Consider the following 24,529-nt stretch of genomic DNA (forward strand, 5'->3'; position numbering starts at 1 on the left):
ATGTCGTTCGATAATAACCTGTTTAAATACAAAACGGTAGCGCAGTATGTTGAATACTAGGCTACCGTTTACAGTAATTTGTATAAAAAGTACAATTCCGTTACATGAAACTGTACTTTGTTAACTTATTACTTCATTTGTGCTTTGATCAAGTCACCAATAGTCTTAGGACCATTGTCTTGACTTGTAGTTGCTGTACGCAAGCTAGCAACTGCTTCTTTCTCTTCAGCTTCGTCTTTCGCTTTGATAGACAAGTTGATAGAGCGAGATTTACGATCAACGTTGATGATCTTCGCTTCAACTTCTTGACCAACTTCTAAGAATTTAGTCGCATCTTCTACGCGGTCACGGTTGATTTCAGAAGCTTTAAGAGTTGCTTCAACTTCGTCAGCTAACTTAACAGTTGCACCACGAGCATCAACTGCAGTTACAGTACCTTTAACTAAAGCACCACGTTCGTTAGCAGCTAAGAAGTCATTGAACGGATCGCTGTTCAATTGCTTGATACCAAGGCTGATACGGTTACCTTCAGCGTCTACAGACAAGATAACAGCTTCAACAGTGTCACCTTTCTTGTAACGACGAATAGCTTCTTCACCTTGCTCGTTCCAAGAAATATCAGACAAGTGTACTAAACCGTCGATACCGCCGTTCAAGCCAATGAAGATACCAAAGTCAGTGATAGACTTGATCGTACCAGATACTTTTTCGCCTTTCTCATGAGCTTTAGCAAACTCTTCCCATGGGTTAGCACGAGTTTGTTTGATACCAAGGCTAATACGACGACGTTCTTCATCAACTTCAAGAACCATAACATCAACTTCATCACCAATCTGAACAACTTTAGATGGGTGGATGTTTTTGTTAGTGTGGTCCATTTCAGAAACGTGAACTAAACCTTCAACGCCTTCAGCGATTTCAGCGAAACAACCGTAGTCAGTTAAGTTAGTTACGCGAGCTTTAACGATAGAACCTTTAGGGTAACGGCTCATGATCGCTAACCATGGATCTTCGCCTAATTGTTTAAGGCCTAAAGATACGCGGTTACGTTCACGGTCAAATTTAAGTACTTTAACAGTAACTTCTTGACCAACTTCAACAACTTCTGAAGGGTGCTTGATACGCTTCCAAGCCATATCTGTGATATGTAGAAGACCATCAATACCGCCAAGATCAACGAATGCACCGTAATCAGTAAGGTTTTTGATTGTACCTGTAACTGTTTGACCTTCTTCAAGTTGAGCAAGTAATGCTTCACGGTCAGCAGAAGATTCAGCTTCCATAACAGCACGACGAGATACAACAACGTTATTACGTTTAGCATCAAGTTTGATTACTTTAAACTCTAACTCTTTACCTTCAAGGTGAGTAGTGTCACGGATAGGACGAGTGTCAACTAATGAACCTGGTAAGAATGCACGAACAGGACCGATGTCAACAGTGAAACCGCCTTTAACTTTACCAGAGATAACACCAGTAACGATTTCGCCATCTTCAAAGATTTTTTCAAGTTTAGTCCAAGTTTCAGCACGCTTAGCTTTTTCACGTGATAAAACTGTTTGACCCATACCGTTGTCAAGAGCTTCAACAACTACGTCAACAGTATCACCAACCTGAACTTCAAGTTCACGTTGTTCATTTAAAAATTCAGCACGGTCAACAATGCCTTCAGACTTTAGGCCAGTGTCAACAGTTACCCAGTCGCTATCGATGTTTACAACAACACCTTGGATGACTGCACCCTTTTCAACGTTGAGGTTTAATTCACTTTCTTCAAAGAGGGCTGCAAAAGATTCGGTCATGATATACCTGATAAATTCAGCGGTCTTGGATCAGACAAGGCCGGTTTAGTTAAGTATCAACATAGTCTTTATAGACTGATCAAGCTATGCTTCAACTGATAATTCTATTTACTAAATAGTACGGCTATCGACATAATCAACCATTAACTTAAATACCTGATCGATCGTTAATTCCGAACTATCAATGATATAAGCATCTTTGGCTGGCTTGAGCGGAGCAACTTCTCGCTCCATATCTCTTTTGTCTCGTGCCTGTATATTAGCTAAAATGTCGTTTATTTTAGCATCTAGCCCCATACCCTGCAACTGTTTTACTCTTCGCTCAGCGCGTGACTCTGCCGAAGCTGTCAGATAAATTTTGGCATTGGCTTCTGGAAAGATAGATGTTGCCATATCACGACCATCTGCAACTAAACCAGGGCTTTGCGCAAAAGCTCTTTGTCTTTCAAATAGTGCCTGTCTAAGCTCTGGAACCACTGCAACTTTTGATGCGTACTCACCAACTCGTTCTGTACGAATTGTTTGAGATACATCTTCGCCATCCAAGAAGACCAAAATCCCTGAGGTAGACGTTTCAAATTTAATGTCCAGTTGACGTGCATATTGAATACATTCATCAAGCTGACTGTCTAATTTCTCTAATAACTCGTGTTTATGTAATGACAACCCTAATAAACGATATAAGGCACCCGAATCGAGTAAATGATATTGATAATGTGCTGCAAGTTTTGCGGCCAATGTTCCTTTACCCGAACCACTCGGACCATCAATAGTAATAATTTGAACTGTCATTGAACTCTCACTAAGAAGCAAATGCTTTAGCTAATCTCGAAAAGCCTAGTGTAATGGCTAGTTTTAACTGTGCAAGGATTAATTTACTGACCACTGGCGCTTTTGCCGTTAACTCGATGCGGTATGTAACTAAGGTAATGTATGGAGTAATCTCAGAAAACTCGATTCTACCTAAATGGTGTTTAATCAAAGGATTTTCTATTAATTTATACTCAATACTTTTATTTTCTTCCAACAATGTAATTTCTTCTTTAAGTGGCTTAATTGGACCAAATCCCATACGTCGAATTGAGCCTAAACCATCAGGTCTTTTAGAATCTGCGGAGTCTTTAACACGCACAACCTGTAAAGGTGCAAAAGCAGTATTGTAAGTTGAATGCTTAGAGAGCAAATTAAATACATCAGTAAGAGGAGCATTAAATTCTTTTTCTACGGTAATTACATTACGCATTGGATCGTCCTTATTAAATAGAATCATGACATTAAAACCGCGTTAGTTTGCCATAAGAGTATGTTAATTTTTAATCATTTAAGGACGTTTTTTGTTGTTTCTCTTGTTTCTTTTGCTCACGTCTTTGTTTAAAAAAATGGCTAAGCTGTTGTGCACATTTTTCTTGTAGACAACCATTCTGAAATGTAAACCTATGATTATAATAACCTTGCTGTAATAACTGACGCGCACTCACCAAAGAGCCTGCTTTAGGTTCTGGCGTACCAAAAACCACATGCTTAATTCTTGCATGTACGAGCGCACCTACACACATAGTACATGGCTCAAGAGTGACATATAAAGTCGTATCTTCAGGTAATCGATAATTTTCTAAAGAGGAACACGCTGCACGGATAGCTTGAATTTCTGCATGTGCAGTTGGATCTAATAAAGTAATTGGAGCATTATAACCAGATCCAATTACTCGATTTTGGCTCACCAGAACCGCTCCAACAGGTATCTCACCCTGCTGAGCGGCTAATTCAGCTTGCTCGTAAGCAAGCTGCATCCAGTATTCATCACTATATTCAGTCATTTACTTTAGTTGATCACACCGTGTTGTCTAAGTAAGGCATTCCAGCTATCAATTGAAGTTACTGGTGGACAATCAGCCAATATACCTCTCAAGCTTAGATCATCACATGGTTTCCATTCAGGTGATAAATCTTTATCAACTAAGCGTGCGCGAACACCTTCCACAAAGTCAGGATGACGTATTTTCCACTCAGAAATCTGAGCCTCTAGATCAAAGACCTCATCCCATGAGTGAATTTGTTTGCCCCATTGCCACAGTAACCAAGTAATTGCCGCGGTACTAGGAGATCCTTTTTGCAAATTCTCACTCGCTTGACGTAACCAATCACTGCTCGCATCACGCAAGCTAACAATAGCTTGGTAGTCTTGTTCAAAATTAAAACCACGGCAAACGCTATGAATTACATCAAGTGAGTTTTGCAATGGACCCGCCGCAACAGGACGGTGCAAACTATTTAAAGTATCATCAATTGCTCGGAAATCCCCTGCAGGATAATGAGCCCAATTAATATTTAAAACTTTTTGCAAAACATTATCACGCTGTGCTTCACAAATATGTGTTGCCCAACCGATGCTATATGCTCCAGCAGCAGTCATGATTGAACCGGTTAACCCCGTAAACAAACCTATTGGACCACGATCTGCCAAGAAACGGCTCGCACCAACATCAGGATATAAACCAATATTAATTTCAGGCATTGCTAAACGTGAATATGGCGTCACTAGACGGAATGGTGCAGCCATAAACAAGCCTAAACCACCGCCCATTACATAACCTTCTCCCCAAACCACAACCGGTTTAGCATAATTATGTAAAAGTAAATCTAAAGCATATTCCTGCTGGAAGAACTTATTTGCGGTATCGACTTCTTGATTTATAACAAGTTGGCGTAATTTTCTAACATCACCACCTGCACAAAAAGCTTTTGGTGTAGTTGAGTCTAACCAAATTGCTTTAACCTGTTCATTGTCACGGAAATCTTCAAATACACGCAATAATGCCGTTACGATTGATTCGTCTAAAGCATGTAACGATTTAGGACGATTCAAACGTACTATACGCCAGCCGTTTTTTGCTTCTTCAACCACCAAGTCCGGGTGATAGTTATTTACATTGGGAGAGTTCATCATGCGTCCAATTGCCAGTCTATGGGCTCAATGCCATGTTGTTTCAAATATTGATTTGTTTTTGAAAACACTTTGCATCCAAAAAATCCCCCTCTATTTGCAGCAAGAGGTGATGGATGTGCGGCTGTTAAAACCAAGTGTTTATCTCTATTTATACGTTGTCCTTTGCGCTGTGCATAAGCACCCCACAAAATAAATACTATATGTTGTCTCTGTTCATTCAGAACATCAATAACTTCATCAGTAAATGCTTCCCAACCTTGCTTTTGATGTGAGGTTGGCTGTCCAGCTTCAACAGTAAGCACGCTGTTCAGTAAAAGTACGCCTTGCGTAGCCCATTTTGTTAAGTCACCATGGCGAGGAGCTGGAATACCCAAATCTGTATGTAATTCATGAAAAATATTGCGCAAAGATGGTGGTAATGCAATACCTTTTTGAACAGAGAAACTTAATCCATTCGCTTGGTTTGGCCCGTGATATGGGTCTTGCCCTAAAATCACAACTTTCACATCAGCCAGTGGTGTGGTATTTAAAGCATTAAAGATCTGTTTACTAGGCGGATATATTATTTTCTGAGCTTGTTTCTGTTGAAATAAGAAATCGCGCAAACTATCCATCTGAGGACTTAATAGAAAAGGTGCTAAAGATCTTTTCCAACTTTCTTCTAATTGAACTTTACTGAGTTTATTTTGCTGTTGCTCAGTTAATTGCATTAATGTCATCCTAGATCAATTTTCAATTCTACAAATAAAATAAGTAATTCGATTTATACTTCGACTTGCAAATCAACTTGAGGATTATTAAATTTAATCCCTTTTTTCAAGTCTTCATACATTTGTGGATTTGCCCACTCTATCTGAATTTGTTCTGAAAAAACAATTCCATCAAGACTTAAAATACCCATTTGTTCGTTTTGAATATCTTCAATAAAACTCTGAGCATATCCAGTATCAGTCTCATGAACAATAACAGAATATACTTCAACATCACCTTCCCCATTTTGAGTGACTGTTGATTGTAAAACTTGCTGAGCTAGATAAAAGAAAATACGTGAAAACTGTTCAGCCGATGGTGAAACAGGTAAAGAAATCCAACGAGCACTAAAAGTCTGACATGCATCAATATATTGAGAATCATCTTTTTCCCAAAAACAAATTGCGTGATCAAAGCTATCGAATAAGTCTTTTATTACTCCTTTTAGGAGTCCAAAATCATAAACCATTTGCCCATGATCTAATTTCGAAGCTTTAAGCAATAACTCAACTTTATAGCTATGTCCATGAATTGATCGCTTACAACGATCCGATGTACAGTTACGTACAACATGTGCATTTTCAAACTTAAATAACTTACGAATTAACATGTGCCAAATCGATCATTCCTTCTAAGAACATTATTATAAAGCAAAAGACAAAAATTTCGCATCACTTTTCAATTAGAAACAATTAGCAAAAAGTATGATAAGACTGATGAAGAAATATCGAATATACACATATAGACAGTTTATATTTACTTTAACGTTTAACTTGGAAAAATTTATAATTACAAACTTCAAAAAACATCTAAAGTAAATAAATCATAACTTTTCAATTAGTTAAAAGGCACTATATTTCTAGAATATACATAAACTTGCTTATCACTGCGCATTAAGGCACTTGTAAACTGTCTTTTTCTATTATTCAACACAACCTCGATTTGTGCTTGAAAAAAGTTCGACTTCACATCTAAAAGGCTATTAACTTCAGTTTTCTTTTGCGCATCAACTGCTGAAAAAGCATTCAATTGCCATAATTCATCAATATTTTGAAAGAACTTTAAATTCTGTTGACGTAATTGAAGTTCTTTTTCTATAGTCCCTAAATCTAATTTTTGATCAATACTCGCTAATACTAATGGTGATGCGGTATTAACATTCACTTTTGTATTTTCAGGTAATGCAGAAATATATGGTGCAATTAAATCATATTTCTTGCCTTCAAAACCTCTTACCAATTTCAACTCTTCTATACGATGAAATTTAGCATTTGAAGCCAAATAACCAGGATCAAGGCCTTCATAATAATTACTTTCTGCCCCCATAGGTCCAGATGGTTCGTCATCTGGATCTTGCCAATCAATAACTGCTTGACTTAACTCTGCTGGCAATCCTACACGCACAAGCAATCGCTCAAACCAATTTTTAGCAGCTTCGTTTACCTTGCCTTCATTGGTCGTTAAATTGTTTAGATTAAATTTTCCTGACTCATCTAGTAAGCGCCCCGATACAACTCCATCTTCTATTGGAAAAGGTGGCATTGGCTGAGCCCAACTTTCCTTTAAATGATCGATACCACCAGCATTATTTGCATCTTGAATTAATAATTCAGAAAAAAAAGCTTCTGCACTTTTTGCATAGAGTAATGACTGATTTTGACGCATCAAATAACCCGTATTTTCCATCGTATTAGTTTGATGCTTTGCGATAGAGGCAGCTAAAATTGTAGCCAAAGCAACCATTATCAAAATTGTGAGTAACGCTACACCTTGCTGATTTTTTTTATAGAGTAACATTTATTGACCTCCCTGTTTGGAGAGCGATAAGTCACCTTGGTTTAAGCTATAAATCCACTCATAATTTACACCTGCAACCGTGAGTTGCATTTTTATTCCTTTTGGCAACTTCCTAAATTCATCAGGTTTTGTAGGGTCAATATTAACTTCAGGCCACTTTGTTACTTCTTGAGGTGTCAAAACCATAATTTGAAATTGTTCAACTTGGCTCAACAGCGTACTTGATAAGGGTTGCTCTCTATTTGAAGTATTTAAGTTACTATATTTAAGGCGATAAAGCTTTTTTTGATCAGGATCATATCGATATTCGATACGCTCAAAAGGTGATAATCCTTGCTTTAATGGATCAGTAACACCCGCCTTACTAAAGCGGAGAACTTGATTATCAATCTCTAAAGCTGGACGTAATTGCCCGCCTTGATTGGCTGATAAAGGTATAATTTGCAATGTATCACGCAAAACTTGTTGATAAGCATCTTGTAATTCAAATAGCTGCACTTCATGTTGAGTATTACGATCGCGAACTTTTAATAAATAGTCAAAAACCTTCCAACCCAACAAAGATAAAATAGCAAAAATTGCAATTGAAACTAAAAGCTCAACTAAAGTAAATCCTGAGGCACGAGTTAATCGAGCACTGCTCGATCGTGTCGCAAGATGAGAAACTATGTTTCGAGTGTGAGAGTCTTTAAAGCAATGCTTTGTCTGAGTGCAAGACGAAGAGCTTTGCTCGGAGTAACCCCTCATCATCTGCTCCGATCGTACCGCAAGACGTGAAGCTGAGCTTGGAGAGCGAAAACTTTTATTCTTTATCATTATTTTGCTTTCATTGGATAATTAAAAAATACCAAGTGAGTAATACCATTTTGAACTTTGCCCTTATCTGAATCATATAAGCTAATTTGTAAATCTACTTTCTGAACATTCGGGCTAATTGTAGATTGTGCAGATTTGTCAATCTGCCATGTTTCGCCTTGAGAAGTAACTTGCTTACTTTGAGTACCTTCAAGCCATTCCTGATTTATCTCCATTAAAGCAATTTCATTCATTGCTACAAACTGAGCTTTTGTTCTAAGAATTGCATTTGAGGTAGATTGAGTATATTGCATGGCTACTTTAGTTAACGCGACAGCCGCCACTGCAAAAATTGCTAAAGCAACCATTACTTCTAATAGAGTAAAGCCTTTAGATTTCATTTATTTTACCCAAATGATCAATTTGTATTTCTGAACCAATTGGTTTTTGTTCAAAGTAAAACTGTATTTTCACAGTTTTAGCTTCACCGTTACCGAACCAGATTAACTGGGGAGCCTGCCCTCCAATTAAATCGGTATTCGTAGCTTTTGAATAGTTTTGCTCATCTAAAGGTTGTATTGTAAACGATACATGTTTAGGCAACTGGCGTGTATTAAACTCAGAATATTTCTGCCAGCGATTTTTTAAATCTTGGACCTGTAATTTACTCTGGTCATGATACTCATACAATTCATAAGAAAATGGTGAAACATCTGTTTCACTGAGAGTAGATAAAGCTAAAACACGAGACTGATCAAGCGACTCTTTACCAATTTTATGCATATCAAGCAAAAATAACTCTCTTGCTTGCATCGCTTTCTTTTGGTCAACGCCACCTATGTTGAGTACAACTAGAGAAGTCATAATCGTCATAATAACAATCACCACCATCACTTCTATGAGAGTAAAACCTTTTTGGGATTTAAGTGGTGATTGAGATTTCATATCGACCTAAGCATATTGCTCAACAGCTTGTTTAGGTAAGGCTAAAGCCTGATCAATATAAGCCACTCTTAAAGTGTCTCTTGAACCTAAATATCGTTGATAAAAACTTGAATTGAGAATAGCTGCTGCACCATGAGTTAATGACCAAATAGAAGCAAGATAATCTCGTGTAGGCATATTGCTTTGAATAGATTCCAGGTAATGGTCTGTCATCCGAATGATAATTCGCAATCTCTGTTTACGCACTTGATAAAGTTCATGAAAAAGATGATGAATGCCTTGAGCAGTGATTGAGAGTTTTTCTTCAATTTGATGAAATAAAACTGTTCGTTCAGGATGATGTAAATGATGCAACATGAAAAAGGCCAAATGCTCTGGAAAGGCTTTTTCAGTATCTTGAACCATTTCAAGTAACATACGCTCATTACGAATAATCAACAGCATGTACAACTCATCTTTACTTTGAAAGTGTTTGTACAAAGTTCCTTTTGCTAGATCAAGCTCAGCAGCCAAGACATCAAGTGTCATTCCGGCTTCGCCATTTTCTAGCAATAATTGTTCCGCAACCTGAAATATTAATACTTCTCTTGCTCGGAACTGAGCCTGACGATCCATCTTCACGCAATTACTCTCTTATATAGTTTCTATAACCTAAATCGCTTTTAGCAAGTTCTCAAAATTTTGTGAGGTGATCATTGCAATTTCCTCAACCGATTTATCATATACATCACTGAGCGCTTTGGCTACATAAGGCACATATTTTGGTTCATTTGTTTTACCACGATATGGGACAGGTGCTAAATACGGGCTATCTGTTTCAATTAAAAGGCGATCTAGTGGGATCTGTTTAGCTACATCGCGCAAATCCTGTGCATTCTTAAATGACACAATACCGGAAAAAGAAATGTAATAACCACAATCAAGCACAGCTTTAGCAGTTTCCCAATCTTCAGTAAAACAATGCAGAATTCCATGTGTTGAGTGTTCAGCACGGATAATATCTACCGTATCATGCTTTGCTGATCGGGTATGAACGACAACTGGTTTTTTTACAATTTTTGAAGCTTGGATATGTCTTGCAAAACATGCTTTTTGCTCTTCAATAAAATCTGTACTGTGATAATAGTCCAGTCCAGTTTCACCTAAAGCCCATACTTTTTCTGATTGAGCCAATTCAACCAAATACTCAGTTGTTGCACGTGCCATTGTGTCCACATCCTCACAAGGGTGTACACCTACCGTATAACCAACATCTGCATGTTTATTTGCAATTTCAGCCAATGCAATATGGTCATCGAGATCAACGGAAATTGCCATAAACTTAGACACTCCTTCTGCTCGCGCCGCTGCAAGCGCAAGGTCCAGATCACCGTTATAAGGCGTTAAATCTAACATCGTTAAATGGCAATGCGTATCAACAAACACTTTTCTTTCCTATTTAATTACATCGTATAACTTGGACGGTCTAGAGACATACTACCAGCCAAAACTCGTTCTGCCTCAGTTTTATAGTAAATTCCCTTATCTCCGCTTAACTGAATAGCAAAACCTTGGGGTTTAAATCCACTTTGTTTATGGGAGATCCAGATTACTTTGCCTGTTAGAGGAATTTTTTGAGACTGCTCAGGCAAAGTCGCTAAAATGAAAATTTCTTGTCCCATCTTTACCTTTTGTTTTGATGGTACGAATAGGCCCCCACCTTGCACATATCCCATATAGCTTGCTTGCAAAGTAGCTTTATCAGGAATATTTACCTGAATAATTCCCCCCATTTGCGGCTGCATAGTTTTCCCCTTAAATATTCATTAACGTTATAAATAATTGATCAATAATAAGTTGGCTTTGTACATTTTGTTCAACAAGCTTTTTTGCTTGCTGTAATTCACTATAAATATTAAATAAGCTTTCTAAATCATAATATGGGCTTAACTGATCAAAATCTAAATCAGTATTTTTCTGTGGTTGGGTTAGCTTGACACAAATTAAATCACCCAATAAGTATTCAAAAAGCATTATAAAATCATTAAAATTTAATTCTTTTTGCCATTTGCCTGAGAAAAATAAAGGCATATTTTTTTGAGCAACAATTTTAAGCCAATCATTTAAGAAAACTTGCCTTTTCGCAAACCAGTCACTTTGAGCAATTTCTATTGCTTGTAAAGGCATATCATTAGATAAGCCAAGCAGTAAATCGGGCTGCACTTCCGCAAGTTCAGATAAATGCTCATTCAAATAAGAAGTAGCTTGCTCATATGAAATACGATCTAAAGCGAAATGTTGCAATCGGCTACGAATAGTGGCCGGTAGTTTAAGATAGTGATCAGCTAATAAAATTAAAACAACACGCTCGCCTGGTTCTTCTAAAGTCTTTAGCAAAGCATTTGAAGATGCCAAATTAAGTGCTTCTGCAGGCTCAATCACAATAACGCGCCAACCTTCTCCCGTTTGTTGTACGAAAGGTAGTAAGTCACGGATCTTTTCTATTTTAATTTTTGCATTCTGTTTTTTATTTTCTTCATCCGTTGTGATATGAACATAATTGGGATGAGTGTCTGATTTTAACCATTGGCAACTACTACATTCACCACAAGGGCCCTGCGGCTGCTTATTTAAACAAAGTACCCATGCCAAAAACTGCTTAGCAAAAGCATGTTTTCCACAACCTTGCTTGCCGTAAAATAAGAGACCATGTCCAATATTGGGAAATCTTGTTGTCAAGGTGTCCCATGTTGTTTGCTGCCAAGGATAAACCTTTGAAGTTACATTCGGATTCATTAAAAATTAACGCTTATTCAAAAGATTCAACAGGCATACTATTTAAGCGATCAAGATCAGCTTGAGTGTCCACACCTGGTGGTAAATTGGCTTCGGCTACAGCAATTGCAATTCGATGACCATTTTCCAAAACACGTAATTGTTCAAGGCTCTCCAACTTTTCAAGCTTCCCCATATCCCATGTTACGTATTCTTGTAATAAGTTCACTCGATAAGCATATAAACCTAAATGACGAAATGCTTGTGAATGTAAAGTCGGTTCATCATGCTTAGCCCCATCTCGATCATAAGGAATGGTAGCCCGGCTAAAATATAAAGCTTCATTTTGTTTAGACATGACTACTTTTACAATACTGTCACGCTGGAACTCATCTAAGGTATGAATCGGCTCACACAACGTAGACATTGAACAATTTGGTTTATCAACCAAAAGTTCTGCAACTTGCCGAACAAGTTGAGCTGGCAATAAAGGTTCATCACCTTGAACATTTACAATAATATCGTCTGCATCCCAACCCTTAATGCGAGCCACCTCACTTAAACGGTCTGTACCCGAAGGATGATCTGCACTGGTAAGAACTACATCAATTCCATCTGCACGGCAGATCTCAGCAATACGTTCGTCATCTGTTGCCACGCACAAATCATCAAAACCTTCGACTTTTTTTGCCTGATCCACTACACGTAAAATCATAGGACGGTTATGAATAAGCAACAATGGTTTACCTGGCAAACGCGAACTTGAGAAGCGTGCTGGAATGACGATGTGTTTCATTTTTTCTTCCTAAGATAATTGAATATCAAGTTCTTGCAATTGCATTTTTAAAACCTGATAACACTGTGTAGACAGCACAGCTGTAACAGGAACTACCCAAATAGATTGTTTAAATTCAGGATGTTTTTCAAGTAACGGTAATAGTTTAACTGCATCTTTTTCAGTTGTAATAAGTGGCAGCTCATCATTAAAAATTAAATCATTGATTGTGTAATCATGATGATCTTGAAAGGCATGCTCTTCGAATTGCTTCAACCCTAGATCTTTAAGGGTTTGATAAAACCGTTGAGGAAAGCCAATACCCACTACAGCATGATAATTATTCTCAAGATTAAAGCTTGGTTTAGAATTAGATAAAGGGTTAAGTAAATATGGCTGTCCTGTCTCGAGATACATGTTTAATTCTGTAGCAGGTTTATGAGTATGCTCAATCACTGTTCCAGTTTCTAAACGTTCAACAGGCTCTCGCAGATAACCTTCAGGTAATAGTTTTTTATTCCCTAAACCACGATTTTGATCCAGTACAATCCACTCGATCTGTCGATCTAATGCCCAATGCTGCAACCCATCATCACTAATAATCAAATCTATTTCTGATGACTCAAGCAATAACTCTATTGCGGCCTGCCTATTAGGACCTACTGCCATTGGTACACTTGTAGCCTGAACAATTAATGCTGGCTCATCCCCAGCTTGAGCTACTTGGCCGCCCGAGGTAACCAGCAGTGGAAAAGGACCATTACCCCCATATCCCCGACTAATTACCCCTACTTTTACATTATGCTGCTGTAGATAATTCACCAGTTGTATTAGCAAGGGAGTTTTTCCGCTTCCACCTACTGTGATATTACCTATAACCATCACAGGTACGGGCGCTTTATAAATTTGCTTAAAACCTGAATTATAAAGATTACGATTTAGTAAAAACCCAGCCCGATACAAGCAAGACAATGGACGTAAAGCAATCAACCAACTCGATTGTTTATTCCATGCATTCTGGATCAGCTGGACTAATGACATGCTTAGTTATCCTCGAAATTACGCTGATGTAATTGATAATAAGCACCATGTTTTGCGAGGAGTTCTTGATGAGTACCTTGTTCAACAATTTGTCCTTGATCCATCACTACAATACGGTCAGCATTTTCAATTGTTGATAAACGGTGAGCAATGACAATCGTAGTGCGGTCTTGCATCGCTTCATCAAATGCTTGCTGAATAAAATGTTCAGATTCATTATCAAGAGCACTTGTAGCTTCATCTAAAATTAATATTGGAGCATTCTTTAAAATTGCTCGAGCAATAGCAATTCGCTGACGCTGACCACCAGATAAGTTTAGGCCCTGTGCCCCTAAAACAGTATCATAACCATTTGGTAAATTCATAATGAAGTCATGTGCATATGCAGCTTTTGCAGCGGCATGAATTTCCTCATCTGACGCACCTTGCAACTGACCATACGCAATGTTTTCACGAACAGTACGATTAAATAATACAACTTGCTGATTTACCATTGCGATTTGGGTACGCAAACAAGAAAGATCAATATCATTAATTGGCAAACCATCTAAATAAATTTGCCCACTTGATACCTCTTGGAAACGTACCAACATATTAACTAATGAGCTTTTACCAGCACCTGAACGTCCAACTAATGCTACAGTTTGCCCAGGAAGAATATCTAAAGAGAAATCTTTAATAGCCTGTACGCCATCAGCATAATTTAATGCCACATGATCAAAACGAATTGCACCATTTAGTTTAGGTTTCAACTGACCGTTATTTTGCTCTTCAGGCAAATCTAATAGTTCAAAAACAGAATGAGCTGCTGCTAAACCGCGTTGTAACTTTTCATTAACATCAGTCAAGTTTTTAACTGGTTTTGCTAATAGACCAGCAGCTGTAAGGTAAGCCACGAACTCACCAGCACTAGTATTACCTAAAATCTGTGGTCGTAAAGCTAACCATACAATAAGGGCCATCGCACAAGCCATTACTACCTGAACCACAGGGCTATTCAGGTTTTGTACAATTACCATTTTTAAACCACGTTTTAAGTTTTCTTCTGATGACTTATAGAACCGTTCTTGTTCAGACTCTTCACCAGCAAAAGTTTTTACTACAGCATTACCATTGATACTCTCTTGAACAACGTGGTTCACATCACCCATTGTATCTTGAACCTGTAATGAGAGTTTTCGCATACGTTTTGAAGCTTTACGTACCAATACACCAATTACAGGTAAAAATACAAAAACACATAAAGTAAGACGCCAATTGGTATAAAACAGATAGCCTAATAATCCCAGTGTAATCATCCCATCCCTAACGATGACTCTTAATGACTCCGAAGAAGCTGCTGTTAGCTGCTCAACGTTATACATAATCTTGGCAGTAATATGGCCAGATGAATTATCTAGGTAATATTGTGCCGGTAGTCTTAAAAGTTTGGCATAAACTTCTTGGCGAATACTAAAAACCAAACTACGTGAAATCACCGCAGTATAGTAACCTCCCATAAAAAGGCCTAAACCACGGAAAAAAACCAATAAAATGATTAATAATGGGAACCAATCCAAATCACTTCTACTGCCACTTTGGATTGCATCAATAATAAATTTAATCAATTTAGCAACGGAGACTTCTGTTGCTGAGTTAATACCGAACCCGATAAGAACTAATAAGGCCACGCCCCAATAAGGTTTTAAATAGGCTATGAGACGCAAATAAACCTTAAAATCTTGATTCACTCAGAAAAACCTCTAGAAGGAACTTTGGTACTAATATTGATGTTAACAAAACCGAGTTGTCCTGCTACATCCATAACGCGAATTACATCCTGATGAGACGCTTTGGCATCCGCAGCAATGATGAACATAAAATCACGGCGCTCTTGAGCAACTTGCTTAATCGCAGTACTCAGATCAGCAACCTCTTTAGACGAAAGTGCCTGACCATTTACAGCATAATGACCAGAAGAGTCTACCACGACTTCAATTTTGTGATCGTACTGTTTTGGTGGAACACCTTGTGCATCTGGTAAAGTTAAATTGAGGCGACTTGGCTGATTAAAAGTAGTCGATAGTAATAAAAAAACTAAAATGAACAACAAACAGTCAATCATAGGCGTTAAATTGATATGAATGTCTTCAACCTTAGAACGTTTAAATTTCATCTGGCTATTCACCCATCACCCAACACGACGATGTTCTGCTATAGACGAGGAACGTTTATAGAACAATGAGGCATGAAATAAAGTCGATTGCTGTTCTAGGTCAGTAATATAATCTTGTACTAATCTTTGAAAATAGCGATAAGCAACTAAAGCAGGAATCGCAATTAACATTCCCACAGCTGTAGTAATAAGCGCTTTAGAAATACCCGGAATCATTAAACTTGGACTACCAGCCGATCCAAAATCAATCACAAGAAATGATTCAATAATTCCCACCACAGTGCCAAGCAATCCCAGTAACGGCGCTACAGCACTTAAAGTGCCCAAAAAATTAATATTTTTTTCTAAATAAGAAATTTCTTGAGAAGCTGCAACTTCCATCTGCGCACGTGCAAATTGCTCACCATGCTCACGATGATCAAAACCTGCTTTTAAAATGTGAGCCAATGCACTGTTTTGCACTTCTACATTTTGTTCCAAATTTTCCACAATATCTTCAGTTCTTAACGAACTATCATCAATTAATGCTTTGGGTAGAACTTGTGAACGTCTTAACCGAACAAAACGTTCAATGCTGATCGCAACAGTTAAAATTGAGCACAGAATTAAAGGCAGCATCAACCAGCCACCCGCTCTCACAAGTTCCCACATATCTTCTTCCCCAAGAATATAAAATTAGAAATATATGACCCAAATACAAATTAATTAGGCAAACAAATATTTAAAATGCCATCTAACTCATCTAAAGTATGGTAATGAATAACAAGCTTACCCTTACCTTTTTGATTATGATCAATTTTCACATTAGCGCCAAAACGCTCTGATAATTTTTGTGTCAATTGTTCAATATCAGGTGCTACAGGTGCTTTTTCCTTCTCCTGCTTAGGCTCACTTCTATCACGCACCAATTGCTCTGTTTGACGAACAGATAGTCCTTTTTCAATTACGATTTTAGCAACGTCTAATTGATCTTTACCCTTTAACGTCAAGATAGCTCGAGCATGCCCCATATCAAGCTGGCCTTGCTGCATGAAATCTTTAATTTCATCCGCCAAACTCAACAAACGAAGTAAATTACTTACGGTAGTACGTGCTTTCCCTACTGTGTCAGCAATTTCTTGATGGCTCAAACCGAATTCATCATGAAAACGCTGCAAGGCTATAGCCTGATCAATCGGATTTAAATCTTGACGCTGAATATTCTCAATAAGTGCTAATGCAATGGCAACCTGATCATTTAAATCACGAACAATTGCAGGAATTTCAGTTAAACCCGCAAGTTGCGCTGCACGCCAGCGTCGTTCACCAGCAATGATTTCGTATGGATGTGATTCATCATCAACTGGACGAATTACAATAGGTTGCATCACTCCATGTTTTTCAATAGAAGATGCTAACTCTTGCAAATCATGCTCATGAATAAAGCGACGTGGTTGATATTCACCACGTTTCAATAAATTTACATCAATTTGTTTCAACTGTCCGTGGTCAAGTGCCTGTGCTTCCAGCTGTAATTTTTCTTTTTGAATTGAACCAAGTAATGCATCTAAACCACGTCCTTTAGCCAATCCGCGTTTTTTGATGCTCATACTTTACTTCCTTTCTTTACTTTACTTTTCTTCAACATCTCAGCTGCAAGATTTAAGTATGCAACTGCACCTTTAGAACTTTTCTCAAAATATATAACAGGCAAACCATGCGCCGGCGCTTCTGCTAAGCGAACATTACGCGGAACGACAGTATCATAAAGTTTTTTTCCGAAATACTGTTCTAACTCAGCAGATACATCACGTGTTAAAGCATTTCGTGCATCGTACATTGTACGTAATACACCAATAATCTCTAAATCAGGATTTAATGCCTTTTGAATACGATCTATAGTCTGGGTTAAATCAGCTAAACCTTCTAGCGCATAATATTCGCATTGCATTGGAATGATTACACTATCTACAGCTGCCAAAGCATTGACAGTAATCAAACTCAAGCTTGGCGCACAATCCACAATGATAAAATCAAATGAGTTTCGGATTTCATTCAAAGCATTTTTTAGAATGAATTCACGGCCCTCTTGTTCTGCAATAGCAAGCTCAACACCGGAAAGTTCACGATTAGACCCTAAAACTTTATATCCAACTTCTGCTTTTTGAATGGCCGTTTCAATTGGTACTTCACCAAGTAGAACATCCGTAATGGAATACAAAAGATCGTTCTTTTGAATACCAGACCCCATCGTAGCATTACCTTGTGAATCCATATCTACAAGTAATACACGTTTCTTTAATACAGCTAGAGACGCTGCAAGATTTACTGCAGTCGTTGTTTTACCAACACCACCCTTTTGGTTTGCAATCGCAATAATTTGAGCCATGGTAACCCTAATACTTTTTATTTAAATACGTTGAAGTAAAAGTAAATGACGTTGTTCATCAAGTCTTGGTACGCGCAGCTCAATCACTTTACATGAAAAGTCCTGCTTAAGTTGCTCAATTTCCTCAACTGGCACAACTCCTTTCATTGCTGCAATTATACTGCTTTGATGCAAGTATGGCTGAGCTGCATCCACAAAATCCGTTAAAGAAGCAAAAGCGCGACTTGTAATCACATCAAACTGACCAAGCTCATCAATTGTATCTTGATTTTCAACACGTGTTTGCACGGCTACTACGTTTTTTAACTTAAGGTCAGCAATAAACTGTTTCAAAAAACGAATTTTCTTACCATTTGAATCAAGTAATACACATGAGCGTTCCGGCTGACATAAAGCAATGATCATGCCCGGCATACCACCACCTGTACCTACATCAAGCAAACGGCCTGTTGGCAAATCTTTCAAAATACTTAGGCTATCTAACAAATGCTTCACTAACATTTCTTTCGGATCACGAATCGCTGTTAGATTATAAGCTTTGTTCCAAAGTACCAAAGCATCTTGATACTTCAACAATAATGTCAAAGCTTCATCGCTAAGCGATAAACCTAATTTTTGACTACCCTGTTGTAACTCTTGAAAAAACGGATGCATAAACAGATAACATCTAAGTAAAATTTAAAACAAAGTATACCCATTTATGCATCGTGGAACACTAGTTAACGATTAGGGATTACACACTTAATCGTAGAAGCCTTCACGAATTTGCAAATCTAGCTCCATTAAACGCTCAGGCGTTCCCACATCTACCCATGCACCTTTAAGCTTTTCACCAGATATTTTCTGATTATGCATCGCTTGCTTCAATAGTGGAGCTAAAGGACGCTTACCCGCTTCCAATCCGTCAAAAAGTTTAGGATGAATAACAGATAGACCACTAAAAGTGAGGTTTTCGCCCGTCACATCTTGATCAAATGTAAAAGCGCGCCCATCCAATAATGTAAAGTCGCCTTCAGGATGCTGTTTAGGATTATCAACCAACACAAGATGTGCCAAATCATCATTTAGCTTAATATGGCGCAGACCTTCAAAATCCATTGTGGTCCATACATCCCCATTCACCAGAATAAAAGGATCTGTTCCAAGCAGTGGCAAAGCATTAATAATTCCACCAGCTGTTTCTAGCCCTTCATCCTCTCGTGTCCAACGGATATCCACACCAAATTGAGAGCCATCACCTAAACTACTGATGAGCTTGTCGGCCAACCATGCAGAATTGATGACTATTTCAGTCACACCAATTTTCTTAAGTTTTTCAATATGCCACACAATCAGGGGCTTACCGCCCACCTCGAGCAAAGGCTTTGGTGTATATAGCGTAAGTGGACGCATACGATTGCCCAAGCCAGCAGCAAGAATCATTGCTTTCATTATGCTGCTACCTCATAGCTACCATATTTCTCGATAAATTTAGGCATCACGATATTATTTATAAATGCCATAAACTCTTCAAGTTCAGCGTAACCACGACTTTCTTCGAGCAAATACCACATGACACGTGGTAAATCCTTCAAATAACTCGACTTCCCATCACGTTCAAACAAGCGAACAAAAATACCTAGAATTTTAATATGGCGTTGAATCGCCATTAAATCTGCATCACGTTTAAATTGATCAAAGCTACGGTTCCGTTTAGTCGACGCTGGCAACAGGTCATAAAACACTTTAAACCATTGATAAACACGATCAGCGTTCCATTGAACATATGCATCACGAGTAATCGAAATTAGATCATATGTATCAGCGCCAATAACAGCATCTTGGAAGTCGATTACCCCTAATTCTTGCTCATCGGTAATTTTCATCAAATTTCGACTATGAAAATCTCGATGTACAATAACTTGCGGTTGGGCTAATGCAGCGTGAGCCAAGAAGTCAAATGCATTATCAATCGTTTTTTTCTGTTCAGCAGTCGGCTGAATAGAAAGCGACGGCAACATCCAGTCTGTGAGTAGCTGCATTTCCGACATTAATTTTTCGTAAGAATAAGCTGGGAACTGATTAGTCCCGTCAATAGATTGCAATTGAATAAGTTGTTTAAAACTTTGTTCGTAGTATTTATCAACAGTTTCATTAGTTAATAATGTCGACAAAAGCACATCACCAAAGTCTTCTAACAATAGAAAACCTTGAGCCAGATCTTTCGCGACGATCTGAGGCACACGTACGCCATGGCTCGCAAAAAACTCGTCAATGGTCACAAACGGAACACAGTCTTCTTTTTCTGGAGGGGCATCCATGAGCATATACGTTTTATTTTGTAACTCGATACGCGCATAACGGCGGAAGCTTGCATCACCTGCTAAAAAAGCGATCTTAAATTGATCATTTTCAAGAACAGATGTAAGCCATGTATATATCAATTGTTCACGTTGTGTATTCATTTGCAATAAAATCTAAAACAAGCTGAGATTTTTGAAGGGTTAAGTGTAGCCACTTATAAACTTTTTCTCTATGATGCGACAATAATTAATTGTGAATTAGCATACTTGGTTAATGAGACAATGAAGCATCAGTTTAAATTTAATCCTTTAGCGACAGCTATTTTTACGCTCTTATGTGGCTCCATACAATCAAGTTATGCTGAGTCAACTGATGTTGTCTCCAATATAGACAATAATCAACTTAAAGCGAGCATCAAGGAAGCTTACCCAGGTCAAGAATTCTTTCAGCAATATTATGTTGATAAATCTGCACCTGAAGCACAGCTTCGTGACAATAAATATTTAAGCTCGGCATTTTGCCAAGGCACATGGGTTACACCGATTAACCCTGAGACCAAAGCTTTAGACGCCGACAAAGCGACTTCTGTCGTTACGGCTAACTACGGACATTACAATCCAGCGGGTGATTCTGTTTTAGAAGGTGATGTCGTTATTGATCAGGAAGGACGTACAGTTCGTGCTGACAAAGTAACGATTGATAAGACCCAAACCTTTGCGCATGCACAAGGTCGAGTACAGTTAGCTCAAGGCGGGTTACTTTCACAGAGTGATGAAATTAATTATAACCTAAAAACCCAAACCGGGAATTTAGACAATAGTTTTTATATTTCTGAACAGCAACATGCCCATGGTCATGCAGGAAAAATCGAAAGAACCTCACCAAACGTTATGGTTCTTAATGATGCAACCTATACGACTTGCCCACCAGGCCAAAAACCCGGTTGGAAAATTCAAGCCAATAAAATTGAGTTAAATCAGGAAACTGGACGCGGCGTAACTCGTGGAACAAAATTATATGTTAAGGACGTTCCTGTTCTAGCTGTTCCCTATTTTAACTTCCCGATTGATGACCGCCGTACTACAGGTATCCTCAACCCACAATTTGGTTTCTCAAATGATGGTGGTGTTGAGCTTTCTGTTCCGGTTTATTTAAACCTTGCACCTAACTATGATTTGACACTTACTCCGCGATATTTAGCAGACCGCGGTGCAATGCTAAAAGGTGAATTTAGATATTTAACTGATGGCTTTGGTGCTGGTGAAATGTGGGGTGGCATCTTGCCATCTGACAAAAGTTATGATGACAAAGATCGTAAAGATTTCCATTTTTTACATAATTGGGATATCAACGACCAGTGGTCTACTAACCTCGAATATAACTATGCATCAGATAAAGATTATTTCTCTGACTTAGATAGCAGTCCTAACTCTAAAACAGATCTTAACTTACGTAGAGCTTGGGAACTTAATTATCAACATGGTATTCCGGGTTTAAAAGCACAGCTTAAGGTCGAAGATTTCCAGACACTTGATCCTGAAGTTGCAGATGCAGATAAACCATACGCGCGTTTGCCACAATTCTTATTAAATTACGTCACTGGTAATCCACTAGGACTACAATACGAATTTAATAACGACACTGCTTACTTTAAGAAATCAATTAATGATGATTCTGCTCAAGAAAGTAGTGGTACACGTATTTATAACCAGTTCGCAACGCGTTATAACTACCGTACACCGGCAGCTTTTGTGATTCCTGAAGTCTCTGTACGTTCTATTCAAACGTTTTATGATAAGGACAGTATCGCATCTCAAAATCTAGATGGTGGTTCCGAAAACAAATCAGTCGTTGTACCTCAATTCACGTTAGACACTGGACTGAACTTTGAACGTGATGGTAAGTACTTACAAACACTTACACCACGTGCTTTCTATGCATATGCGCCATACAAAAATCAAGATGGTTACCCTAACTTTGACTCAACTACTGCGTCAGTAAGTTATGATCAATTATTTAACCCTTACCGTTTTTATGGTCATGACCGCCTAGAAGACAATAACTTTTTATCCTTGGGTGTAAGTTATAGCCTCTTTGACACAGTAGGTTTAGAACGTTTACGGGCAAGTGTAGGTCAAAGTTACTATTTCGAAGACCGTCGTGTCACCTTACAACGACAACAAGATGAAATTGATACTGAACGCAACACAGGTCCTGTGGTGAGTCTATCAAGCCAGCTTAACCAAAACTTTACCATTGCTGCTAACTCAGCTTGGATGTCGAATGGTGACAATGCTCAACGTGACTTCCAACTTTACTATACTGGTGATAAAGGAAATCTATATAACCTAGGCTATTTCTATCGTAAAGATATTCCTGGTCGTCAAGATACTTATGACCAAGTTGTTGCATCGTTTATACAACCAATTAAAGACAATTGGCGTATTATGGGCCACGTACAATATGACATGGACAATGATGTTGCCCGCGAACTCTTACTAGGAGTTAACTATGAGTCATGTTGCTGGGGTATTTCTGTCTACGGCCGCTCGTATTATAACGATCTAGATGATCCAAAATCTCCAGATGTTAGTGAAAAGCGCGCGATCATGGCCGAAATTACACTAAAAGGTTTAGGTGGTTTAAACAATAAACTCGCGTCTTTACTTGAAAATCGCGTTTTAGGTTTTAACAAAATTAATCAATCTTGGACACAACGTTAATGAAGACAAAGCATCTTAAACAGTTTTTTAAAGCAACTACACTTGCTGCCCTAATCTCTTCATCAATGCATAGTTTTGCCCAACCCGCTGATGAAGTTGTGGCAATTGTGGACAATAGCGTAATTTTAAAAAGCGATCTTCAACAAGGTATGGCTGAAGCAGCACATGAACTGCAAGCTCAAAAGAAAGAAGTGCCACCTCAGCAATACTTACAGTTTCAAGTATTAGATCAACTCATCTTGCGTGAGGCACAACTTGAACAAGTTAAAAAATATGGCATCAAACCTGATGAAAAGAGCTTAAATGAAGCAGTCTTAAAAGTAGCAAGTCAATCTGGAAGTAAAAGTTTAGAAGCTTTCCAGCAAAAGTTGGATGCTATGGCACCAGGAACTTATGAAAGTTTACGCAATCGAATCGCTGAAGATTTAGCGATTAGCCGTTTGCGCCAACAACAAGTGATGTCTCGTATTAAAATTAGTGATCAAGATGTAGAAAACTTCTTAAAATCACCTCAGGGACAAGCTGCGTTAGGTAATCAAGCACATGTAATTCATATGCGCATTTCTGGTGACAATGCACAAGAAGTTCAATCTGTAGCTCAAGAAGTGCGTTCAAAGCTTGCGCAAAGTAATGATATAAATGCTTTGAAAAAACTTTCAACTGCAAATGTAAAAGTTGAAGGTGCTGATATGGGTTTCCGCCCACTGTCTGATATTCCTGCTGAACTTGCGGCTCGTATTACACCATTACAAGATGGTCAAACGACTGACTTAGTTTCAGTACGTGATGGTGTACATGTTTTAAAGCTTCTTGAACGTAAACAAAATGAGCAAAAAGCTTTAGTACCTCAATTTCAAACCCGCCACATTCTCATTCAGCCGTCTGAAGTAGTGACTCTTGAGAATGCTAAGCAAATTATTGATAACATCTATAAACGCTTAAAAGCTGGTCAAGATTTTGCAACACTTGCAGCAACCTATTCAAATGACACAGGTTCAGCACGTGATGGGGGAAGTTTGGGTTGGGTAACGCCTGGAATGATGGTTCCTGAATTTGATAAACAAATGCAGGAAATTCCTGTAGGTGAAATTAGCGAACCTTTCCAAACTCAGTTCGGCTGGCATATCTTACAAGTAACGGATAAACGTGAAAAAGATATGACGCATGAATATCAAGAGCGCATGGCACGTCAAATTTTAGGTGAACGCCAATTTAACACTGAGATTGATAGCTGGTTACGTGAAGTACGTGCAAACGCATATGTAGAAATCAAAGATCCAAGTCTAGATAAAAAGAACTTACAAAAGTAAGTCTTTTTATCTTCATCAAAACCTGTGACAAACACAGGTTTTTTTATGCATGAAATTTTCCTAATAAAAAAACCGGTTATATAA

At 38.2% G+C, this 24,529-nt stretch carries 27 protein-coding genes; 2 read left to right on the forward strand and 25 right to left on the reverse strand.

Going from position 1 to position 24,529, the window contains the following annotated elements:
- Positions 1-128 precede the first annotated feature (128 nt).
- The 25 genes from rpsA to HMPREF0013_RS07905 form a co-directional block, all read right to left on the reverse strand.
- On the reverse strand, positions 129-1,802 hold the full coding sequence (rpsA, locus tag HMPREF0013_RS07785) for a 30S ribosomal protein S1 (protein WP_002121348.1): 1,674 nt from the start codon (positions 1,800-1,802) through the stop codon (positions 129-131).
- A 111-nt stretch (positions 1,803-1,913) separates the two neighbouring features.
- Complete coding sequence (gene cmk / locus HMPREF0013_RS07790) at positions 1,914-2,594, reverse strand: (d)CMP kinase (protein ID WP_002121478.1); 681 nt, start codon at positions 2,592-2,594, stop codon at positions 1,914-1,916.
- 10 nt (positions 2,595-2,604) lie between these two features.
- Positions 2,605-3,045 carry an SRPBCC family protein gene (locus tag HMPREF0013_RS07795; protein WP_002121449.1) on the reverse strand — a complete coding sequence of 147 codons (441 nt, stop codon included), beginning with the start codon at positions 3,043-3,045 and terminating at the stop codon, positions 2,605-2,607.
- A gap of 70 nt (positions 3,046-3,115) precedes the next feature.
- Positions 3,116-3,619: a tRNA adenosine(34) deaminase TadA gene (gene tadA / locus HMPREF0013_RS07800; RefSeq protein ID WP_002121378.1), complete on the reverse strand. Its 504-nt coding sequence runs from the start codon at positions 3,617-3,619 to the stop codon at positions 3,116-3,118.
- Positions 3,620-3,624: 5 nt separating this feature from the next.
- Complete coding sequence (locus tag HMPREF0013_RS07805) at positions 3,625-4,749, reverse strand: enoyl-CoA hydratase/isomerase family protein (RefSeq protein ID WP_016803061.1); 1,125 nt, start codon at positions 4,747-4,749, stop codon at positions 3,625-3,627.
- The gene (ung, locus tag HMPREF0013_RS07810; protein ID WP_002121342.1) at positions 4,746-5,459 is read right to left on the reverse strand and encodes a uracil-DNA glycosylase; all 714 of its coding nucleotides are present in this window, start codon (positions 5,457-5,459) and stop codon (positions 4,746-4,748) included. The genes HMPREF0013_RS07805 and ung overlap by 4 nt, the downstream gene beginning before the upstream one ends.
- 53 nt (positions 5,460-5,512) lie before the next feature.
- On the reverse strand, positions 5,513-6,109 hold the full coding sequence (locus HMPREF0013_RS07815) for a 6-pyruvoyl trahydropterin synthase family protein (protein ID WP_002121363.1): 597 nt from the start codon (positions 6,107-6,109) through the stop codon (positions 5,513-5,515).
- 227 nt (positions 6,110-6,336) lie between these two features.
- Entirely contained in the window at positions 6,337-7,296 is a 960-nt protein-coding gene (gene gspK / locus HMPREF0013_RS07820; protein ID WP_002121457.1) for a type II secretion system minor pseudopilin GspK, read from the reverse strand.
- Positions 7,297-8,112 (reverse strand): type II secretion system minor pseudopilin GspJ, encoded by an 816-nt coding sequence (gene gspJ, locus HMPREF0013_RS07825; protein ID WP_002121460.1) that lies wholly within the window; start codon positions 8,110-8,112, stop codon positions 7,297-7,299.
- Positions 8,112-8,492: a type II secretion system minor pseudopilin GspI gene (gene gspI / locus HMPREF0013_RS07830; RefSeq protein ID WP_002121425.1), complete on the reverse strand. Its 381-nt coding sequence runs from the start codon at positions 8,490-8,492 to the stop codon at positions 8,112-8,114. Before gspI ends, gspJ begins: the two co-directional genes overlap by 1 nt.
- The gene (locus tag HMPREF0013_RS07835) at positions 8,482-9,036 is read right to left on the reverse strand and encodes a type II secretion system protein (RefSeq protein WP_002121405.1); all 555 of its coding nucleotides are present in this window, start codon (positions 9,034-9,036) and stop codon (positions 8,482-8,484) included. Before HMPREF0013_RS07835 ends, gspI begins: the two co-directional genes overlap by 11 nt.
- Positions 9,037-9,042: 6 nt before the next feature.
- The gene (locus HMPREF0013_RS07840) at positions 9,043-9,651 is read right to left on the reverse strand and encodes a TetR/AcrR family transcriptional regulator (protein ID WP_002121414.1); all 609 of its coding nucleotides are present in this window, start codon (positions 9,649-9,651) and stop codon (positions 9,043-9,045) included.
- Positions 9,652-9,687: 36 nt separating this feature from the next.
- The gene (locus HMPREF0013_RS07845; protein ID WP_002121462.1) at positions 9,688-10,461 is read right to left on the reverse strand and encodes a TatD family hydrolase; all 774 of its coding nucleotides are present in this window, start codon (positions 10,459-10,461) and stop codon (positions 9,688-9,690) included.
- 17 nt (positions 10,462-10,478) lie between these two features.
- Positions 10,479-10,820: a PilZ domain-containing protein gene (locus HMPREF0013_RS07850; protein ID WP_002121335.1), complete on the reverse strand. Its 342-nt coding sequence runs from the start codon at positions 10,818-10,820 to the stop codon at positions 10,479-10,481.
- 10 nt (positions 10,821-10,830) lie between these two features.
- A complete protein-coding gene (locus HMPREF0013_RS07855; protein WP_002121362.1) occupies positions 10,831-11,811 on the reverse strand; it encodes a DNA polymerase III subunit delta' in 981 nt (326 codons plus the stop codon).
- Between the two features lie 13 nt (positions 11,812-11,824).
- A complete protein-coding gene (gene kdsB, locus HMPREF0013_RS07860) occupies positions 11,825-12,586 on the reverse strand; it encodes a 3-deoxy-manno-octulosonate cytidylyltransferase (protein ID WP_002121419.1) in 762 nt (253 codons plus the stop codon).
- Positions 12,587-12,595: 9 nt separating this feature from the next.
- On the reverse strand, positions 12,596-13,606 hold the full coding sequence (lpxK, locus tag HMPREF0013_RS07865; RefSeq protein ID WP_002121338.1) for a tetraacyldisaccharide 4'-kinase: 1,011 nt from the start codon (positions 13,604-13,606) through the stop codon (positions 12,596-12,598).
- 2 nt (positions 13,607-13,608) lie between these two features.
- Positions 13,609-15,336 carry a lipid A export permease/ATP-binding protein MsbA gene (gene msbA / locus HMPREF0013_RS07870; protein ID WP_002121388.1) on the reverse strand — a complete coding sequence of 576 codons (1,728 nt, stop codon included), beginning with the start codon at positions 15,334-15,336 and terminating at the stop codon, positions 13,609-13,611.
- Positions 15,333-15,761 carry an ExbD/TolR family protein gene (locus tag HMPREF0013_RS07875; protein WP_002121347.1) on the reverse strand — a complete coding sequence of 143 codons (429 nt, stop codon included), beginning with the start codon at positions 15,759-15,761 and terminating at the stop codon, positions 15,333-15,335. The genes msbA and HMPREF0013_RS07875 overlap by 4 nt, the downstream gene beginning before the upstream one ends.
- Before the next feature lie 15 nt (positions 15,762-15,776).
- Positions 15,777-16,412 carry a MotA/TolQ/ExbB proton channel family protein gene (locus HMPREF0013_RS07880; protein ID WP_002121473.1) on the reverse strand — a complete coding sequence of 212 codons (636 nt, stop codon included), beginning with the start codon at positions 16,410-16,412 and terminating at the stop codon, positions 15,777-15,779.
- Between the two features lie 50 nt (positions 16,413-16,462).
- On the reverse strand, positions 16,463-17,350 hold the full coding sequence (locus HMPREF0013_RS07885; RefSeq protein ID WP_002121476.1) for a ParB/RepB/Spo0J family partition protein: 888 nt from the start codon (positions 17,348-17,350) through the stop codon (positions 16,463-16,465).
- A complete protein-coding gene (locus HMPREF0013_RS07890) occupies positions 17,347-18,129 on the reverse strand; it encodes a ParA family protein (RefSeq protein ID WP_002121458.1) in 783 nt (260 codons plus the stop codon). The genes HMPREF0013_RS07885 and HMPREF0013_RS07890 overlap by 4 nt, the downstream gene beginning before the upstream one ends.
- Positions 18,130-18,150: 21 nt before the next feature.
- Positions 18,151-18,783, reverse strand: coding sequence for a 16S rRNA (guanine(527)-N(7))-methyltransferase RsmG (gene rsmG, locus HMPREF0013_RS07895; RefSeq protein WP_002121443.1), 633 nt, complete (start codon positions 18,781-18,783; stop codon positions 18,151-18,153).
- 87 nt (positions 18,784-18,870) lie between these two features.
- Positions 18,871-19,560 (reverse strand): N-acetylmuramate alpha-1-phosphate uridylyltransferase MurU, encoded by a 690-nt coding sequence (murU, locus tag HMPREF0013_RS07900; protein ID WP_002121402.1) that lies wholly within the window; start codon positions 19,558-19,560, stop codon positions 18,871-18,873.
- Positions 19,560-20,573, reverse strand: coding sequence for an aminoglycoside phosphotransferase family protein (locus tag HMPREF0013_RS07905; protein WP_002121407.1), 1,014 nt, complete (start codon positions 20,571-20,573; stop codon positions 19,560-19,562). Before HMPREF0013_RS07905 ends, murU begins: the two co-directional genes overlap by 1 nt.
- 120 nt (positions 20,574-20,693) lie before the next feature.
- Here HMPREF0013_RS07905 and HMPREF0013_RS07910 point away from each other — a divergent pair, with 120 nt between their 5' ends.
- Together HMPREF0013_RS07910 and HMPREF0013_RS07915 are read left to right on the forward strand one after the other, a co-directional pair.
- Positions 20,694-23,135 (forward strand): LPS-assembly protein LptD, encoded by a 2,442-nt coding sequence (locus tag HMPREF0013_RS07910; protein ID WP_002121446.1) that lies wholly within the window; start codon positions 20,694-20,696, stop codon positions 23,133-23,135.
- Entirely contained in the window at positions 23,135-24,445 is a 1,311-nt protein-coding gene (locus HMPREF0013_RS07915; RefSeq protein ID WP_002121454.1) for a peptidylprolyl isomerase, read from the forward strand. Before HMPREF0013_RS07910 ends, HMPREF0013_RS07915 begins: the two co-directional genes overlap by 1 nt.
- Positions 24,446-24,529: the final 84 nt, after the last annotated feature.

The sequence above is a fragment of the Acinetobacter sp. SH024 genome (assembly GCF_000163635.1).
In the GTDB taxonomy this organism is placed as follows: Bacteria; Pseudomonadota; Gammaproteobacteria; order Pseudomonadales; family Moraxellaceae; genus Acinetobacter; species Acinetobacter pittii.